The sequence below is a fragment of the Cellvibrio chitinivorans genome, assembly GCF_035117775.1.
GTDB lineage: Bacteria > Pseudomonadota > Gammaproteobacteria > Pseudomonadales > Cellvibrionaceae > Cellvibrio > Cellvibrio chitinivorans.
Genome location: NZ_JAYKKN010000001.1, coordinates 905,542 through 924,114, shown reverse-complemented (window position 1 = coordinate 924,114; position 18,573 = coordinate 905,542). Strand labels below are relative to the sequence as shown.

The window sequence follows — 18,573 nt, the reverse complement described above, 5'->3', positions numbered from 1 at the left end:
CAAAAACTCAGGCAGAAAAGCCATCAGCCTTACTGCAATTTGCCTAACTTGCCTTTGGCCGCTTCACCAATTTCGCCACCACCTTGCGCTGCTTGTTGGTAGTACTGCGCCGCTTGCGACTTATTGCCTTTAGCCGATGAAACCTCACCTAAATAGTAAGCTGCCAATTGCGTTGGCAAATAGCGCTGGCTGGTAAGCAGGTCTTTTTCGGCCATATCGTTTTTGCCCAGTTGGTTATAGGCGATGCCGCGGAACACATAGGGTTTGAAGTACTGTGGATTCGCTTGCACTGCGCGATCCAAGGCGGTTACCGCTTCGCTGGTTTTATTCTGCTGCAATAACAGCTGGCCTTTCATTTCCCAAAACAGGTTTTCTTTTGGCTGCGCAGCGATAGATTGATCAACATAGGCCAGCGCATCGATATATTTTTTCTCGCCCGCCAACTTCTGCGCTTTTTGATAATTGGCGTAGGCTTTTTGGTCTTTGTTCACCTGTGCCATAGCGCGTTGGAAAGCTTCTTTGTTGCGCACACCACCGGGGTATTTTGCCGCAGTCGCGCGGTTGCGATTCACACGCTCTTGCGAGGGTGGATGGCTGGCAAACAGGCCGTCGATAAAGCCGGGGTTGTTGCCCTCCGACAACTTCACAAAAATCTCCTGCAGCTCCACTGCTGCCTGAGCGTCATAGCCCGCTTTGGCCATGTATTTAATGCCCACCTCATCCGACTGCAATTCATGATCGCGGCCATATTTGGCCTGCCATGCCTGTGAACCGACCGCCAAGGCGCCTACACCCAGAGCACCATAAGCTGGCTTGTCTTTGGCAATCGCCACACCGGCAATCAAGACCCCTGCACCCATCAGCACATTATTGGTTTGCTGCTGGGCACCGTGGCGCGCGGCGGCATGCACAATTTCATGCCCCATCACCGCTGCCAGCTGGGCTTCATCTTCCAGATACACCAACAGGCCGCGGTTGATCGCCAGCTTGCCGCCGGGCATCGCCCAGGCGTTGGGCACATCGTTATTGAGCACTACGAATTCATAGGGCAGGTCAGGGCGGTCGCTCACTGCCGCCAGCTTTTTGCCCACTTTCTGCACATAGGTAGTCAGGCCGGGATCTACCACATATTGGCCGCCCTGCGCCTGCTGCGCTGGCACATAGTTTTGCGCGCCTGAGGCGATCTCTTGCTCGGGCGACATAAGGGAAATCTGGCTTTTGCCAGTCACCGGATTGGTCACACAACCGGTCAGCGCCCACGCTAGAGCACCCAAAGTGATAAGTTGCGAAAGCATTTTCATAAACGGACTCCTTGAGATGTAGACGGGTATAATGCCACAACTTTTAGCAGACGCTGTTTAATAGAAGGTGAACAAAGCCCCATGAAATCCCTGCAAGTGATCGAACTTTTTGCCGGTCTCGGCGCCGATGGCAAGCCAATTGTCGAGCAACTCCATGTGCGCGAACTGGAGGACGGCAACTTCCAACTGGTGCAATCGCCCGCCTTTGCCAAGGGCTTGGCGAGCGGCGATATCGTCAAGATGCTGCCGCAAACCCGTGAGTTTGAACTGGTGCAACGCAGCGGCAACCTTAGCCTGCGTGTGTACAGCCGCGGCGATATTCAATCCCTGTCCGATACGCTTACCGCCGAACTGGAAAAACTGGGCGGTGAGCTGGATCGCGAAACCCCGCGCATGCTGGTCTACTCGATTCACGTCAGCTGCGGCTTCACCGCAATTGAAAACATCCTCAACGAGTTTGTCGGCCGCGATGGCCAAAGCGCCTGGATGTACGGCAATGTCTACGATCCAGCCGACGGCGAAACCCCGCTCAACTGGTGGCAAGACCTGCTCAAGCCCGAATAACACCCGCTTCTTTTATTGGTATCGTTTTACTTATGCTACATCTGATTTCGCCCGCCAAAACATTGGATTTTGAAACGCCATCCATCACCCCGGAATTTACCCAGCCGCGCTTTCTGGAGCACTCGCAAGAGTTGATTGACGACCTGCGCCAGCTCACGCCGCCGCAGGTATCCAAGTTGATGAGTATCAGCGAAAAGCTGGGCGAGCTGAATGCGCAGCGCTTCCTCGAATGGCAATTGCCCTTTGCTCCGGAAAACGCCAAGCAAGCGGTATTTGCATTCAAGGGCGATGTTTACACGGGCATGGAAGCGGAGCGTTTCTCCAAGGCGGATATCAAGTTTGCGCAGAATCATCTGCGTATTCTGTCCGGCCTTTATGGATTGCTGCGCCCACTCGATTTGATCCAACCCTACCGCTTGGAAATGGGCACCGGCTTTGCCAATGCGCGCGGCAAAAATCTCTATCACTTCTGGGGCGATATCATCACCGATCAGCTCAATCAGGAGCTGGATGCGCAACAGGAGCGAGTCGTCGTCAACCTCGCCTCTAACGAGTACTGGAGTGCGGTCAACACCAAAAAGCTGCACGCGGAAGTGATTACGCCGGTATTTAAAGACAGCAAAAACGGCCAGTACAAAATCATCAGCTTCTTCGCCAAAAAAGCGCGCGGCATGATGAGCGCCTACATCATCCAAAATCAGCTGAACAATGTTGAAGACATCAAAGGCTTTGACACTGCTGGTTATCGCTACGACGAGCGCAGCTCATCGCCCAAAGAATGGGTGTTTTTAAGAGAAGAGCAGGCATAGAGGCGCCTTGAATAGGTAGTTTTACCTGCCTAACCCATGCGGCAACTTATCCAGACTGGGCTAAGCTGAATGGATAATTGTTAGAGGTAGAGCCGATGGGCATTCGTATTCTGGTGGTAGACGACGCCACCTTTATTCGCGACATGATCAAAAAACAGCTGCGCGACAAAATTCCCGGCGTGGAAATTTTCGATGCGCCCGACGGCGCACGCGCGCTGGCGCAACTCAAAGGTCAGGCGATTGATTTGATCCTCTCCGACTGGGAAATGCCCAATCTCAGCGGCGCAGAATTATTAACTGCGGTGCGCGCCATGCCCGATTGCAGCAAGGTGCCCTTCATCATGATTTCCAGCCGGGGCGACCGCAATCACATCATCAAAGCCATTGAGCTGGGCGTATCCGACTACCTAACCAAACCCTTCTCTGCCGATGAGCTGCTGAAAAAAGTCTTCAAGCAATTAAAAGTAATCGGCAAAACCCCCAGCCAACGCGCCAGCGGCGCAGCTACCCAAGGCATCGCCTTTGCCTCGGTGGATGTGTTGACCGGCGGCGCGGCGGCGGCCGGCACAGCCAAACCGACGACCCCGGCCAATCCTTTTGCAAACGCCAGTGCCAGTGCATTGGGCGCCAAACCCGCGATCAAAGCGGTAGAAACACCCAAGGCTGCCAAGGGCAAGGCGCAGCTGCGTTTTGCCAACAATCGCGTATTTGGCTGTGTGATCCGCGAGATGTCGCTTCAATTGATGAGCTGCTTAATGCAGCGCTCCGATGATCTGCCCGGTTTGTTTGAGCAGGCGGTAGTCGATATAGAAACCGGCGATGGCAGCAGTCTGGCGCGCGTCAATGGCTATGTTCACAGCCTGCAAGCAGGCGAAAGCCGCCCCGATACCAATGTAGTGAAAATTGTGATTCGCTTTGTCGATAACGACGCCGACAAGTTTGAAACCCTCTCCAAATACATCGCCCAGATGTAATCCCCAGCAGCCTTCTCCGCCCACAGAGCCATACGCTCTGAAGGGCACTATTTATCATAAAAATGTAAACGATTACATTTTTTATAAGAGGAAAAATGAAACGTTTACACATGGTTTTCACGATAATTTAGGATTTAATTTCTACAAAAAACCATTTTTAAGCAAAATAATCCCAATCGACTATTGCTCGATTTCATTTCGCTGTGTAGCATTTTCTCTATCAAGGTTATTCCCACTGACGTTAGGGTCGCCCGCACTTAGCGCGACTTTTTTATCTGTTTATTTTTTGAGTCAGCATCATGAAACAACGCAAGCCTATAGTGATCGCCAACTGGAAGCTCAATGGCGGACTGGATTTAATCTGCACCTCGGTGGCCTCGTTTATCGGCAAACACTTTGCCGCGCAAATCGCCATCTGCCCGCCCTATTTGTATATGCGCGACATGATGACGTTTCTGCAGTATTCCGAATTGCAGATTGGCAGCCAGAACGTGAGCCGCTATGAGTCGGGCGCTTACACGGGTGAAACCTCAGCGCAGATGCTCAAGCAAGCTGGCTGTTCGCTGTGTTTGATTGGTCACTCCGAGCGCCGCGCCATGTTTGCGGAAAACAACGAAGGCTGCCAGATCAAAGTGCGCACCACCTTGAATCACGGTTTATTACCGGTGCTCTGCGTCGGTGAGAACCAGCAGCAACGCGAGGCCAATATCACCGAGCAAGTTTTGCGCGAGCAATTACGTGGCGGCCTTACCGATATTGACCTGTCGGGTAAAGACCTGTGTGTGGCCTACGAACCCGTGTGGGCCATTGGCACCGGCCTTGCAGCAACTCCAGCAATTGCCCAACAAGTGCATCAATTTATTCGCGCTGAATTAACCGAAATTTTTGATGCAGAAACCGCCAACCGCGTACGCATTCTTTACGGTGGCAGTGTGACCAAAACCAATGCACGCGATTTGTTACAACAAGCCGATATCGATGGTTTGTTAGTCGGCGGCGCAAGTCTTGACCCGGGTCACTTTGTCGCCATTTGCGAGCAAGCCGCAGAACTTGCCGCACAAAACGATTAAGCATTGCTAAAAAATCCAATACAGAAAAATTACAAAAAAATTTAATCGGCGAATAACACGGTCATCACAACCAATCAACTACAGCTCAGGATTTGATGATGAACAGTCTCGCTAACCTTGTTGCCCCCGGCGTTGCCACCGGCGATGCCGTAAAAACCTTATTCAATGCCGCTAAAGCCGGCGGTTTCGCTTACCCGGCGGTTAATGCGGCTAACACCAACACGATTAACGCTACGCTTGAAGCTGCGCGTAAAGTGAATTCGCCAGTAATTGTGCAGTTGTCACAAGGCGGTTCAGCATTTTTTCTGGGCAAGAGCATCAAGCTGGATGGCCAAGGCAGTTCTGTTTTAGGTTCAATTGCCGCCGCACACTACGTGCACACAGTCGCTGAAGCCTATGGTGTTCCTGTCATTCTGCACACCGACCACGCTGCGAAAAAATTATTGCCCTGGATTGATGGTCTGCTCGATGCCAGCGAAAAACATTTCGCTAAAACCGGCGCGCCTTTGTTCAGTTCGCACATGATCGATTTGTCCGAAGAATCACTGCAGGAAAACATCGAAATTTCTGCCGCCTACTTAACCCGTATGCGCAAACTTGGTATTACGCTGGAGATCGAGCTGGGCTGCACGGGCGGTGAAGAAGATGGCGTAGACAACAGCCATTTGGATAACTCTGCGCTCTACACCCAACCAGAAGACGTTGCCTACGCCTACGAAAAATTGCGCCCGATCAGCGATAAGTTTTCTATCGCCGCGTCTTTCGGCAACGTGCATGGCGTGTACAAACCAGGCAACGTAAAACTCACTCCGGAAATTTTGCGCAACTCACAAACTTATGTGAGCGAAAAATTTGGTGTGCCTTATAACACGCTGGATTTTGTATTCCACGGTGGCTCAGGTTCCGAGCCAGCCGAGATCGCCCAAGCCCTGCAATACGGTGTAGTGAAAATGAACATTGATACCGACACCCAATGGGCATTTTGGGAAGGCACTATGGATTACTACAAAGCTAACGCTGACTACTTGCAGGGTCAGATTGGCAATCCGGAAGGCGACGAAAAACCCAACAAAAAGTTTTACGACCCACGCGTGTGGCTGCGTAAAAGCGAAGAGTATATGGTGAAGCGTCTTGAGCAATCTTTTGCTGATCTAAATTGCCTTAATCGCTACATCTAAACTCAAAAACCAAGCGACCTTGTTAGCCGGGCGATTGTTAATCGTCAACCATGCGTAAACACATAAAATGTGCAAAACACATAAAGAGTTACGGATACTTGCATGAAAAATTTATTCGATGTACTGCGTGATGATGAAGTAGCAACTGATTTAATTCAGGTCATTAGCACTATCATTAATGCCAGCAAAGAAATCGCCTTCCGCGTGCGTCAGGGTGCGCTCGCGGGAGTGCTTGGCTCTACGCAGGATGAAAATATTCAGGGCGAAACGCAAAAACAATTGGATGTAATTTCCAATCAATTGTTAAAAGATTTGCTGCTCGCCTGCGCACCAGTTGCCGCGCTCGCCTCGGAAGAGGAAGACACAGTTGTTGGTGCCAATCCCGATGGTAAATACGTGGTTGCTTTTGACCCACTCGATGGCTCATCCAACATCGATATCAATGGGCAAATCGGCACTATCTTCAGTATTTATCATGTACTGGATTCAGTTCCGCACAACAGTGAATTGCAATTTAACCAGCAGGGTGCGCAACAAGTGTGTGCCGGTTATGTGCTTTACGGCCCATCTACCTTGCTTGCAATCACTATGGGCTCAGCAGTCAGCAATAAAACTATCACGCGCTGTTTTACGCTGGATGCAACCCAAGGCACTTTTTTGCTGACCTCCGACAACATCCAAATCGCAAAAGATACGCAAGAGTTCTCCATCAATATGAGTAACTCGCGCTTCTGGAGCGAAGCCATGCGCAACTACATCGGCGAATTGATTCTCGGTGAAAGTGGCCCGCGCGGTAAGCGCTATAACATGCGCTGGAATGCGGCTATGGTGGGAGATGTGCATCGCGTGATTACCCGCGGCGGAATATTTTTATATCCATCGGATAACCGCAATGCCAAACAGCCTGCGAAATTGCGTTTGTTGTACGAGGCAAATCCTATGGCGCTGCTAATTGAAAATGCCGGCGGCAAAGCGACGAGTGAAACCCAGCGTATTTTGGATATCCAACCGCAACAATTGCACGAACGTGTTGCTGTGATTTTGGGCTCCGCCAATGAAGTAGATGAGTGTTTGAGCTATTTATAACTAGCTTAAATACTACAGATAAAGACAACACCTGCTCTCTATCTGCGTTAGACCAAATGACAAAGCCGCGCATTACCCATGCGCGGCTTTGTCATTTTAATCCCGAATCAATTCAGTAAAACTTTTACTTAAAACGCTGACTGCCAATCGCCCAGAATCTTTTCCTTCGTATAATTTTTTACTTCTGCATTGCTGAGCTGGCGGCGCTTTTCATTTACCGCCGCACCGGCGCCACTACTGTTAAATTCAAAAAAGCGCGAATCTTCCGGTTGAAATGCAATGCGGCTGCCGTCTTTTGCGGTGCCGCTCATGGAAGCCCAGCCATCCAAAGTGATGTGCGCATCCATCCAGCTATTAATAAAAACTGCCTTACCAATTGCGTTGGGATCGGCATAGCGACCATCGGCAAACTGGGTTGTGGGGTGCCAAGGGCGGCCGAGTGGAGTTGAATTATCTGGCACTGAGGCATCGCGCGTTAACCGGCAATCGATAAACGTTAAGCCAAATTCGCTGGTAATTTGTGTTGATGGAGCAACTAAATAGCCGTGAGGATCGCTGGGTTTTCCGCGCCCCAGCGTTTTTATTTCTGAGCTGGTAAAGAGCGCGTTGCCTTTACCAAAAATAAAATCCACATTGCCTGCAATCAAACTCTGATCAAACCAACTGCGCCCGGAATTAACGTAAAGCGTATCCTGATAGCCCAACAAACTAATATTGCGCGCAAAAAATTGATCGCTGCCCGTATCCAAGTGCAATGCAACCGCTTGGGTATTGGCAATGCGCTGCGGGTCATCGCTTGCCAGCGCATCATTGGTTAAAAAATCAAAACTGTTTTCGATGGTGAGTTGGTGCAGCTGAACATTGGCTGCGCGGATGATCAACGTAGCAGACCCCGGAGTGCCCCAGATTTGTCCTTTGGTTGCACCTGCATCGGTAGACTGTTGCCCTGCATAGGCACTGTAAAAAATTCGCGTTGCGTTTTGGTCGGCTCCAATCAACTGAATATGGGGTTTGGCGATAACCAGCTTCTCGTAGTAATCACCCGCTGTAATAAAAATACGATAGGGTTTTGTTGCCGTACTCGGTGCCGCTTCAATTGCAGCTTGTACGCTGACAAAAGCGTTTTTAGCGGAGGAATTTTTATCGACAATTGCATCATATTGCGATTGCTGAACACTCGCACATGCTGATAACAATAATAAAAACATCGCTACAAAACTTAAACGGAATCGCATTTTTAGGCTCCCTTGATTTATTAAGGCTATAAAAAACAACGCCCGCATTAAGCGGGCGCAGTTGATCAATCAGCCGCGATTATTGAGCAAACGCATCTTTAATACTTGCCAGCACACCCTTGGCATAGAAACGCTCAAGCCATTGGGTAGTGGTTTGCACAAAACGCTCTTCGTTAATCAGGTCGTTGCCAAATACTTTTTGGATGCTCACTACAGCGCGCACCATGCCCGCAGGATTGCCTTGATTTGCATCGCAAGCCGCGCGCAATTCTTTTGCCAGTGGGTCAGATACTTCAATCGCTGCACCTTGTTCATCAACACCCGACACATAGCGAATCCAGGCCGCAACACCCAAACACAAAATATCAATATGGCCATTGCCAGATAATTGCTCACGCAAAGTTTCCAACAGACGTTGTGGCAACTTCTGTGAACCGTCCATCGCAATTTGCCAGGTGCGGTGCTTCAGTGCTTTATTGGAGAAGCGGTCGCGCAATTCTTGTTTGTAAGCTTCAATGTCAAAACCAGCTGGAGCCACAACGGTTTCACCCGCTTCACGCGCCATGTAGGTTTTTACCAAATTGACAAACGCAGGTTGCTCCATGACTTCGCTAATGTATTGGAAGCCAGACAAATAACCTGTGTAAGCCATAGTGGAGTGAGCGCCGTTTAATAAGCGCAGTTTGATTTTTTCAAACACGCGCACGTCTTCCACCATAAGTACACCGACTTTTTCCCATTCAGGGCGACCATCGGCAAATTTGTCTTCCACCACCCACTGAGTGAAAGGCTCGCACACCACCATGCCTTCATCGCGCACACTTTCGCCATCAACCGCCAAGCGCGCTTCAATATCGCGGCGGTCATCATCGGTAGTGGCCGGCACAATACGGTCGATCATAGTGCAGGGGAAGGTCGCATTGGTTTTAATCCACTGCGCAAATTCTGCAGAAATTTTCTCGGCAAATTGAGTGACAACTTTTTCCAGTACTTCGCCATTGTTGGGCAGGTTGTCGCAGCTCAATACGGTGAAGGCTTTTTGCTGTTTTTCAAAACGCTGCTTTAACGCGGCAATAATGTAACCGATGGCAGAAACTGGTTTATCCAGATTTTGCAGATCGTGAACAATATCCGGGTGACTGAAATTGAGGTCGCCAGTTGCCGGATCATGGCAATAGCCTTTTTCGGTAATGGTGAGTGAGACAATTTTGATATTTTCTGCGGTCATTTGCGCAACCAACGCAGCTGGATTCTCTGGGCCAACCAATGTATCCAGCACCGCACCAATAATTTGCAGTTTTTCACCTTCACCTGAACGCTCCACCAAAGTGTAGAGGCAATCTTGCGGCACTAACTGATCGCGCACACCTGCTGAACGAAGGCTGCTGCCCACAATTCCCCAATTGCCACCAAACTGATTTAACACTGCCTCGGTATAAAACGCCTGGTGCGCGCGATGAAATGCACCAATTCCCAAATGCACAATACCCGGCTTGAGCGCTGCGCGATCATAGGCTGGAAGCTTAATATCTTTTGGTAAACGGCTTAACAATTTTTGATTTAAACGATTCATTATAAAAATCCAGCAAGTTGATTTTGCAACGCATAAAAAATAGGAGACTTACAATAGCGCTTATTGTAAACCTGTATGTAAATTGATGGCAGCTTATTCACATAAAAAATATAATTTTTACTGTAAATCCAAGAGATTTGCGCCGAGATATTTCTACTTTTACCGCTTCAAGAGTGGTATATTTTGCGATGAATTTATTGGCGTAAAAATTTATGCAATAACTGCAAAAAATACACTGACGAAATAACCAAAAATACCAATTTCTATCACTCCGGAATTATTCAAATGGCACACATAGCAGCGATTGGCGAAGTCATGGTGGAGCTGGCTCCTTTTCCTACCGCCGACAGCAATGGCCGTGAAACCATGGCCTTATCTTTTGCGGGCGACACCTATAACACTTCGGTGTATATGGCGCGCCTCGGTTTACAAACCGATTACGTCACACAATTGGGTGAAGATCCTTACAGTGCGCAAATTATGCAGCGCATGAGCAATGAAAATATCGGCACCGGCATGATCAAACAATTGCCTGGCCGCTCACCCGGTTTATACATTATTCGCAATGCCCCCGATGGCGAACGCGAATTCTTTTACTGGCGCAAAGAAGCTCCAGCACGCGAATTATTTAATTCACAAGAAGCAGCTGATCAACTCTGCCAAAAGCTGGTTCACTGCAATTGCGTGTATCTGAGCGGTATTACCCTTGCCATTATCGGCGAAAAATCGCGCGAATTTTTATACAACTCTCTGCACAAGTTGCGTCAACAAGATGTGATAGTTGCATTTGATAGCAACTATCGCCCACGCTTGTGGCGCGATAAAAACGAAGCACAACAAGCCATGCTCGCGATTATGGAATACACCGATATCGCACTACTCACTCTCGATGACGAACAATTGTTGTGGGGCGATGACAGCGCAGAAGGTTGCAAACAGCGCTACGCAAATTACAACCTCAGCGAGCTTGTTTTAAAGCGTGGCGCTGATGACGCAATCATCATCACTCCCGATGCAGAAATTCGCGTGCCAGTTCCACCGGTTCAAGGTGTAATTGATACCACCGGTGCAGGCGATACCTTTAATGCCGGTTATTTAGCGGGTCGCTTGATGGGCAAATCTTTAGAAGACTCTGCCAAACAAGGCATCCGCTGCGCAGGCATTATCATTCGCCATCGCGGTGCGATTATTGATAAGGCTATTTTTGATAAAGAACTTGGCGCATAGGCCGACTGTTTTTCTTGGCGCATTGTGAGTTTGCTGTTGGCGATTCTGTTTCAAAACCCTAGAGCCATGGATGGCGAACGGGAGCTACATGGACGTATTTATGCGTTTTTGAAACAGAATCGCCAATAGCAAACGTATTCGTAGCGCGCTTTCAAATCCAGCAAGTAAATTATTGCTGACACTTCAGCATTTTATTTCCGCGTTTGCACAACTGAATTGCCAACCCCCAAGGGTCGCGCATCATCACCAAATGCGAACCATCTTTAATGTGAACCTCTTCCGCAAAACTCGCGCCTACCGCTTCTAGTTCAGCACGTTTTTCTTCCGGGTTTTCACACACAAATGCCAAGTGCACCAACAGCGGATTCATATTGGCGTAATCTGGCACCTGATCTGGCGGATTGTTGTAAATCTCCAACATTACATCGCCACTCTCATCACCCAAAAAATGGGTATTCGCGCCGCCGTCTTGCTTGCGCACAATGGTTAAGCCCATATGCGCCGTATACCACGCAGCCATAGCCACAGGGTCTTTTACATTAATTGCAAAGTGTTCGATTTTCATAATGATTACATCCAGCTGGTATGCAGCTCTCTAAATAAAAAAAGAGTGAACTCTTTTAATGGCTTAAAAGAGTCACCCAGTAGGAGCCATGCACACGTACAAGAAAATTATTGAATTAAAAAAAGTTACTCAATATTTTTAACGATGGTTTCCACCATTTTTTTCGCATCGCCAAATAGCATCATGGTGTTATCGCGATGGAACAACTCATTCTCAACACCCGAATAACCTGAAGCCATTGAGCGCTTCACAAATAAAACTGTGCGCGCTCTCTCCACTTCCAAAATCGGCATCCCGAAAATCGGGCTTTGCGGATTTGTTTTTGCCGCAGGGTTAGTAACATCGTTAGCACCAATTACAAAAGCCACATCAGCAGTTTGGAATTCGTTGTTAATGTCTTCCAGTTCAAACACTTCATCGTAAGGCACGTTTGCTTCAGCGAGCAGCACGTTCATATGCCCCGGCATACGCCCCGCAACGGGGTGAATGGCGTAGCTGATTTTTACACCGGCTTTTTTCAACTCTTCACACATTTCACGCAATGCGTGTTGCGCTTGCGCAACTGCCATTCCGTAACCGGGAACAATAATCACCGAACCAGCGTTTTTCATAATAAACGCGGCATCTTCGGCGCTGCCTTGTTTTACCGGGCGATCATCACCACCAGCTGCAGCACCGGCACCTGAAGTATCTGCACCAAAGCCGCCGAGGATTACATTAAAGAAAGAGCGGTTCATGCCCTTACACATAATGTAAGAAAGAATTGCACCGGACGATCCTACCAATGCACCCGTCACAATTAACGCATCGTTATGCAGCGTAAAACCAATACCTGCCGCGGCCCAACCGGAATAGGAGTTGAGCATAGAAACAACAACCGGCATATCTGCACCACCGATAGGAATAATCAGCAGCACACCAATCACAAATGCCAGCGCCGTCATGCCCCAGAATACCCAAGGTGATTGATCGACACAGAAGTAGCCAATCAAACCAAAAATCGCCGCACCGAGAAGCGCATTAATAAAATGCTGACCACCAAACACAATTGGCTTACCAGAAACCAAACCTTGCAATTTAGTAAACGCAATTACCGAACCGGAAAAGGTGATCGCACCAATTACAACCCCCAAGCCCATTTCGATACGACTGGCGATATAAATTTCACCCGCGGCATTTAAAATTCCGAATGCAGCCGGATTGCTAAACGCTGCGCCCGCAACCAATACCGCCGCCATACCAACAAGACTGTGAAATGCGGCAACCAATTGCGGCATGGCAGTCATAGCAATTTTACGTGCGATAAAAATTCCAATTACCGCACCAATCGCCAGCGCAGATAAAATCCAACCGTAAGATGTCACCGCAGGGCTGAGCACAGTTGTCACAACAGCGATCAACATCCCCACCATGCCGAACAAATTACCCTTGCGCGATGATTCCGGTGAAGACAATCCACGCAGTGCCATAATGAACAATACGGCTGCAACCAAATAGGCGAGCGATGTCAGGTTTTCATGTAATGACGACATGATTATTTCTCCCCTGCTTTATTTTTCTTTTTATACATGGCGAGCATGCGATGAGTCACAGTAAAGCCGCCAAAAATATTGATGGCCGCAAGCACCATTGCACAAAAGCCCAATACTTTTGACAAGCTCACACCCTCAGGCCCGACAGCGATCAGCGCGCCGACAATAATCACACTCGAAATTGCGTTGGTTACTGCCATCAAGGGCGTGTGCAATGCGGGCGTTACGCTCCACACAACGTAGTAACCAACAAAAATTGCCAATACAAAAATCGATAATTGCGAAACAAAACTGGTTTCCATGATTTGCTCCCCTTAAGCCACACTGGCAGGTTTAAAGTTTGGATGAACCACAGCGCCATCGCGCGTTAGCACAGTTGCGGCGATGATTTCATCCTGCCAATTCACATTGAATTGTTTTTCGGCATTCATCATGGGGGTTAAAAAATTCAAAATATTTTTAGCGTAGAGGGCGCTGGCATCGGCCGACAAGCGGCTGGGGATATTGAGCAGACCAATAATGCTCACACCATTCACTTCAACAATTTCGCCCGGTTTTGTTAACGTGCAATTGCCGCCTTGTTCGGCAGCAAGGTCAACAATCACCGAGCCAGGGCGCATGCTGTGCACCATCTCATCGTTAATTAGTGTTGGGGCTTTGCGGCCAGGAATTAACGCAGTGCAAATGGCGATATCTTGTTTCTTCAGGGTTTCGGCAACCAACTCTGCCTGACGGCGCTTGTAGTCATCACTCATTTCTTTAGCGTAACCACCGGCGGTTTCAGCGTTTTTCACTTCATCGCTTTCCACCATGACAAATTTTCCGCCGAGACTTTCCACTTGCTCTTTGGATGCAGCGCGCACATCGGTCGCAGATACAATCGCACCCAAACGTTTTGCAGTAGCAATTGCTTGCAAACCGGCAACACCTGCCCCCAAAACCATTACGCGTGCGGGTGCGATAGTGCCAGCAGCGGTCATCATCATCGGCATGGCGCGGTCGTAAACATTAATCGCTTCGAGCACAGCGCGATAACCAGCCAAGTTTGATTGCGAACTCAATACGTCCATTGATTGCGCGCGCGTAATACGCGGCACAAATTCGAGTGTCATCGCAGTGATGCCCGCTTCGGCATATTGTGCAATTGCAGCGGGTTCGCTGTAGGGGGCAAGCATGGCGATCAACAGCGCGCCGCGTTTGATCAAGGCAAGCTCATTGATATCGCTCTCGCCAGCCAGCTTTTCACCTGCAAGAATGGGACGCTGAACTTTTAAAACAATATCCGCTGAACCTAATAGACCTGCGATATCATCGCTGATGCTTGCGCCTGCATCCTGATAGGATTCGTTGCTGATACGGCTGGCGATGCCCGCATCTTTTTCTACTGCAACATCAAAACCCAAACCAATTAATTTTTTAACGGTATCAGGTGTCGCAGCAACGCGGCGCTCATGTTCACGCCGCTCTTTGGTGATTACTATTTTCATTTTATTGTCGCCCTCTGTAGTAGTGGCAAATTTTTTGGCCATAGCTTTTTTTGCTAATAGAAAGCCCCATCAATTTTTCATTAATGTAAATAACGATTTGAATGGAACTTGCCGTAATTTGCTTTCTAGTGATTCCAGCTAACTGCTGGTTATTGTTGTTTTTTGAGTCCCCCTAACCCCTTTTGTGAAGGGGTCGGAGAAAAGCAAGATACTGCTTTTGACTTGCACCCCCTTGGGTAAAGGGGGGAATGGGGGATTAGACTACTGCACCAATTTTCCACGGGATAAATTCATTATCGCCGTAGCCGAGCAATTCACTCTTGGTCTGCTTGCCTGATGCAACCGCCAGAATTTCTTCAAAAATTTCCTGGCCGGATTGCTCCAAGGTAATTTCGCCATCGGACACACGCCCGCAGTTCAAATCCATATCCTCTTTCATGTGGCTATAGATTTTACTGTTGGTCGCCAATTTGATACTCGGTGCAGGCTTACAACCAAACGCTGAACCGCGCCCGGTGGTGAAACACAAAATTTGTGCGCCCGATGCAACCTGACCAGTGGCGGATACAGGGTCGTAACCCGGGCTATCCATAAACACAAAACCTTTAGCGGTAATGTCTTCACCGTAGAGATAAACATCGGTCAAATTAGTTGAACCACTTTTGGCCTGAGCACCCAATGACTTCTCAATAATCGTGGTGAGGCCGCCTGCTTTATTACCAGGCGATGGATTATTGTTTAATTCGAAATCATTACGCGCGGTGTAGTCTTCCCACCAGGTGATGCGATCCAATAATTTCTGTGCGATCTCTGGCGATTGTGCGCGGCGAGTCAATAAATGCTCCGCACCGAAAATTTCTGGCGTCTCGGACAAGATCACAGTGCCGCCGTGACGTACCAGAATATCGCCAGCAATACCCAGTGCCGGGTTGGCTGTAATACCGGAAAGCGCATCGGAACCACCGCATTGCAAGCCGATCACCAACTCACTGGCCGGAACCGTTTCGCGCTCGCACTGATTTACCAGCGGCAGCATAGCGCGCAGGGTTTCTATACCTTTTTCAATCGCGATGCGGGTACCACCCACATCTTGAATGGTGTAAGCAGTGAAGGTTTTGGAATCGGCAAGGCCACACTCTTCCATCACACGCTGGATTTGCATGGTTTCGCAACCCAAGCCAACCATCATTACGCCGCCAAAGTTGGGGTGACGCGCATAGCCATTAAAGGTGCGACGCAGAGTTTCGTAGCCATCGCCATCAGAGCGCATACCGCAGCCGCTGTCGTGGGTCATGGCGACTACGCCATCGATATGCGGGTATTTTTCCAATTCGCCGGAGTAGGTGAAGTGCTGGGCAATCGCTTTGGCTACTGTCGCAGAGCAATTCACCGTGGTGAGGATGCCCACATAGTTGCGGGTACCGACCTTGCCATTGATACGCTTATAACCCTGAAAGGTGGCGCGCTGCTCAACTGGAACATATTCAGTGGGTTTGGCCTCTTCACAAAAGCCGTAATCTTTTTCCAGTTCGCCCATAACACAGTTGTGCACATGGACATGCTCGCCCGCCGGAATATCCTGACTGGCAAAACCAATTGTCTGGCCGTATTTAAGAATGGCTTCGCCCTTGGCGATGTTGCGCAAGGCGACCTTGTGCATGGCAGGAATGTCACGCTGCAGGGTGACATCTTTTTCTGCAAACAAAACACCAGCGGGAAGTGACACCTTACAAATACCGACATTATCACCGTCATGTAAAACAATAATACTGCTCACGCTGATCTCTCTTTTTGATTCGTTAACCGAAGGAAGGGTCGTGCCGCTGCTACAGCGTCATCTTCTATGAGTGTAGCTCGCTGCGCCAATAACTCTATTGAAGGATCAATATAGGCGCATTTTCTCGCACTGATTTCGTCTTATGAAATCGCACCGAAAAAAAAGGCGCCTTGCGGCGCCTCAAAATCGGCAATGGTATTCGGTCAATACCGGGATCAAATTTACCCCCGAAAATATTGCCCTGCAACAGCGCAAAAAGAGCAAAAACAGTGCATGTAACCCGTTACATAAATTCCTTCGGGCTGTTTAGCCCGTTACACCAAATTCAACCTTGCCCTAAAATGATTATTTATACACAAATTTACACAATTTTAGGATAAATATACTTTTCGATAATTTTATTATTTTTAAAATTATTTCTATCGACCAACAAGTGTAAACGTTTACAAACCAATGATTCATTAAATGTAAACGTTTACATTCACCAATGTGGGAAAAAAATACTCAAAAATCTTTTTTTGGTGCGTTTTTTGGGTGTTACGGTTGATTTTATCGAACATGACATACAGAATATTTTTGATCACATATGAGGATATATATCTCTCTGGATATTTCGGGCGTGTGAACCAGACAGCAATCTATATACTCACATCTGCCTTCTACTATTACGCAATAAAAAGCTACTGCAGTAGCAGACAACACGAGAGCGAGTACCGGTGACAGATTCTTCCTTATTCCAGTCAGGCCGTCGCGCCTTTATTACCCGCACCCTTGGCGGCGTTGTAAGCTACAGTGCGCTGGGCGCATTAACAGGCTGCGCCTCATCTACCAATACTGCGCAAGATTCCGCACCATCTGCTGAAGATGCCTGGGCAATGGCCGAACAAATTCGCGCCAACGTCAAGGCGCCACAATTTCCTGATCGCACCTTTGATATTCGCGACTTCGGCGCCAAAGCAGATGGCAAAACCGATAACTCTGCTGCATTTACTGCCTCTATCGCCGCTTGCCATAAAGCCGGTGGCGGAAAAGTACTGGTCACCCAAGGCCGCTACTTGTCTGGCCCGATCCACCTTCTCTCTAACGTAAACCTTCACATCACTAAAGATGCCACTATCGCCTTTAGTACCGATCCCAAAGCCTATTTGCCCGCCGTTCTAACCCGCTGGGAAGGCATGGAGATCATGGGTTATTCGCCCCTCATCTATGCCTATGAGCAAACCAATATTGCGATTACCGGCGCAGGCACTCTGGATGGGCAAGCCAATCGCACCACTTGGTGGCCTTGGAAAGGCAGCAACTTCAGCAGTGTGGACTGGGGCGTTCCCGGTGTTCCAACGCAGACCGAAGCGCGCAACAAACTCATGCAGGATATGGAAAACAACGTACCTGTCGCCCAGCGCCAGTACGCTGAAGGCTCCTATTTACGCCCGGTATTTTTGCAGCCCTACCTCTGCACCAATGTGTTGATTGAAGGCATCACTATTAATAACGCGCCTTTCTGGCTGCTTAATCCAGTGCGTTGCGACAATGTGACTATCGATGGCGTGACCTTCGCGAGCATGGGGCCGAACTCCGATGGCTGCGACCCTGAATCCTGCAAAAACGTTGTCATCAAAAATTGCTTTTTTGAAACCGGAGACGATTGCATCGCAATTAAATCTGGCCGTAATGCCGATGGTCGTCGCATCAATATTCCGTCAGAAAATATTTTGATCAGCAATTGCAAAATGCGTCACGGTCACGGCGGCGTAGTAATTGGCAGTGAAATTTCTGGCGGCGTGCGCAATGTATTTGTTGAAAATTGCGAGATGAGCAGCCCGGAATTGGAACGCGGCATTCGCATTAAAACCAATTCCGTGCGCGGTGGATTAATCGAAAATTTCTATCTGCGCGATATCACCATTGGCGAAGTGCAAACCGCCATCGTTATCGACTTTGATTACGAAGAAGGCGACGCTGGTAAATTTACACCGACTGTGCGCAATATCGATATTCGCAATTTGGTGTGCCAACAAGCGCAACAAGTTTTTCAAGTGCGCGGCTACGAGCGTTCACCAATTCAAAATTTACATCTCAATAATTGTCACTTCAAAGAAGCAACCAAAATTGGCATTTTGGAAAAGCTTGATAACTTTGTTGCCGACAAAGTCACAATCAAAGGTGTTGAATTTAAAGTCTGATGAAGGCTCACG

Annotated in this window: 16 protein-coding genes; 8 read left to right on the top strand and 8 right to left on the bottom strand. The window is 48.7% G+C overall.

The genetic code is table 11. The features are described 5' to 3' along the window. Positions 1-29: 29 nt before the first annotated feature. Complete coding sequence (locus SPL68_RS03920; protein WP_323813764.1) at positions 30-1,301, bottom strand: M48 family metalloprotease; 1,272 nt, start codon at positions 1,299-1,301, stop codon at positions 30-32. An 81-nt stretch (positions 1,302-1,382) separates the two neighbouring features. Here SPL68_RS03920 and SPL68_RS03915 point away from each other — a divergent pair, with 81 nt between their 5' ends. From SPL68_RS03915 to SPL68_RS03890, 6 genes are all read left to right on the top strand, one after another. Next, the gene (locus tag SPL68_RS03915; RefSeq protein ID WP_323813763.1) at positions 1,383-1,865 is read left to right on the top strand and encodes a DUF4265 domain-containing protein; all 483 of its coding nucleotides are present in this window, start codon (positions 1,383-1,385) and stop codon (positions 1,863-1,865) included. A gap of 32 nt (positions 1,866-1,897) precedes the next feature. Further along, on the top strand, positions 1,898-2,674 hold the full coding sequence (yaaA, locus tag SPL68_RS03910; RefSeq protein WP_323813762.1) for a peroxide stress protein YaaA: 777 nt from the start codon (positions 1,898-1,900) through the stop codon (positions 2,672-2,674). 95 nt (positions 2,675-2,769) lie between these two features. Then, positions 2,770-3,648: a response regulator gene (locus SPL68_RS03905; protein WP_323813761.1), complete on the top strand. Its 879-nt coding sequence runs from the start codon at positions 2,770-2,772 to the stop codon at positions 3,646-3,648. A gap of 299 nt (positions 3,649-3,947) precedes the next feature. After that, positions 3,948-4,718, top strand: a complete 771-nt coding sequence (tpiA, locus tag SPL68_RS03900) for a triose-phosphate isomerase (RefSeq protein ID WP_323813760.1) — start codon at positions 3,948-3,950, stop codon at positions 4,716-4,718. Positions 4,719-4,816: 98 nt separating this feature from the next. Next, on the top strand, positions 4,817-5,896 hold the full coding sequence (gene fbaA, locus SPL68_RS03895; RefSeq protein WP_323813759.1) for a class II fructose-bisphosphate aldolase: 1,080 nt from the start codon (positions 4,817-4,819) through the stop codon (positions 5,894-5,896). A 102-nt stretch (positions 5,897-5,998) separates the two neighbouring features. After that, positions 5,999-6,982 (top strand): class 1 fructose-bisphosphatase, encoded by a 984-nt coding sequence (locus SPL68_RS03890; protein ID WP_323813758.1) that lies wholly within the window; start codon positions 5,999-6,001, stop codon positions 6,980-6,982. Between the two features lie 128 nt (positions 6,983-7,110). On the opposite strand, the gene SPL68_RS03885 is transcribed toward SPL68_RS03890, so the two are convergent. Together SPL68_RS03885 and SPL68_RS03880 are read right to left on the bottom strand one after the other, a co-directional pair. After that, the gene (locus tag SPL68_RS03885) at positions 7,111-8,217 is read right to left on the bottom strand and encodes a pectinesterase family protein (RefSeq protein ID WP_323813757.1); all 1,107 of its coding nucleotides are present in this window, start codon (positions 8,215-8,217) and stop codon (positions 7,111-7,113) included. Positions 8,218-8,296: 79 nt separating this feature from the next. Beyond that, the gene (locus tag SPL68_RS03880; protein WP_323813756.1) at positions 8,297-9,790 is read right to left on the bottom strand and encodes a mannitol dehydrogenase family protein; all 1,494 of its coding nucleotides are present in this window, start codon (positions 9,788-9,790) and stop codon (positions 8,297-8,299) included. Positions 9,791-10,075: 285 nt separating this feature from the next. Between SPL68_RS03880 and SPL68_RS03875 the strand changes: the two genes are divergently transcribed. After that, positions 10,076-11,017 (top strand): sugar kinase, encoded by a 942-nt coding sequence (locus SPL68_RS03875; RefSeq protein ID WP_323813755.1) that lies wholly within the window; start codon positions 10,076-10,078, stop codon positions 11,015-11,017. A 169-nt stretch (positions 11,018-11,186) separates the two neighbouring features. Here the strand turns inward: SPL68_RS03875 and SPL68_RS03870 are convergent, their stop codons facing one another. From SPL68_RS03870 to SPL68_RS03850, 5 genes are all read right to left on the bottom strand, one after another. Next, positions 11,187-11,582, bottom strand: a complete 396-nt coding sequence (locus tag SPL68_RS03870) for a VOC family protein (RefSeq protein WP_323813754.1) — start codon at positions 11,580-11,582, stop codon at positions 11,187-11,189. Positions 11,583-11,707: 125 nt separating this feature from the next. After that, on the bottom strand, positions 11,708-13,114 hold the full coding sequence (locus SPL68_RS03865; RefSeq protein ID WP_323813753.1) for an NAD(P)(+) transhydrogenase (Re/Si-specific) subunit beta: 1,407 nt from the start codon (positions 13,112-13,114) through the stop codon (positions 11,708-11,710). A gap of 2 nt (positions 13,115-13,116) precedes the next feature. Beyond that, on the bottom strand, positions 13,117-13,416 hold the full coding sequence (locus SPL68_RS03860; protein WP_323813752.1) for a proton-translocating transhydrogenase family protein: 300 nt from the start codon (positions 13,414-13,416) through the stop codon (positions 13,117-13,119). Positions 13,417-13,428: 12 nt separating this feature from the next. Then, positions 13,429-14,601 carry a Re/Si-specific NAD(P)(+) transhydrogenase subunit alpha gene (locus SPL68_RS03855; protein WP_323813751.1) on the bottom strand — a complete coding sequence of 391 codons (1,173 nt, stop codon included), beginning with the start codon at positions 14,599-14,601 and terminating at the stop codon, positions 13,429-13,431. A 256-nt stretch (positions 14,602-14,857) separates the two neighbouring features. Next, positions 14,858-16,378 carry a UxaA family hydrolase gene (locus SPL68_RS03850; protein WP_323813750.1) on the bottom strand — a complete coding sequence of 507 codons (1,521 nt, stop codon included), beginning with the start codon at positions 16,376-16,378 and terminating at the stop codon, positions 14,858-14,860. A 716-nt stretch (positions 16,379-17,094) separates the two neighbouring features. Between SPL68_RS03850 and SPL68_RS03845 the strand changes: the two genes are divergently transcribed. Further along, entirely contained in the window at positions 17,095-18,561 is a 1,467-nt protein-coding gene (locus SPL68_RS03845) for a glycoside hydrolase family 28 protein (RefSeq protein ID WP_323813749.1), read from the top strand. The last annotated feature ends 12 nt before the right edge of the window (positions 18,562-18,573 follow it).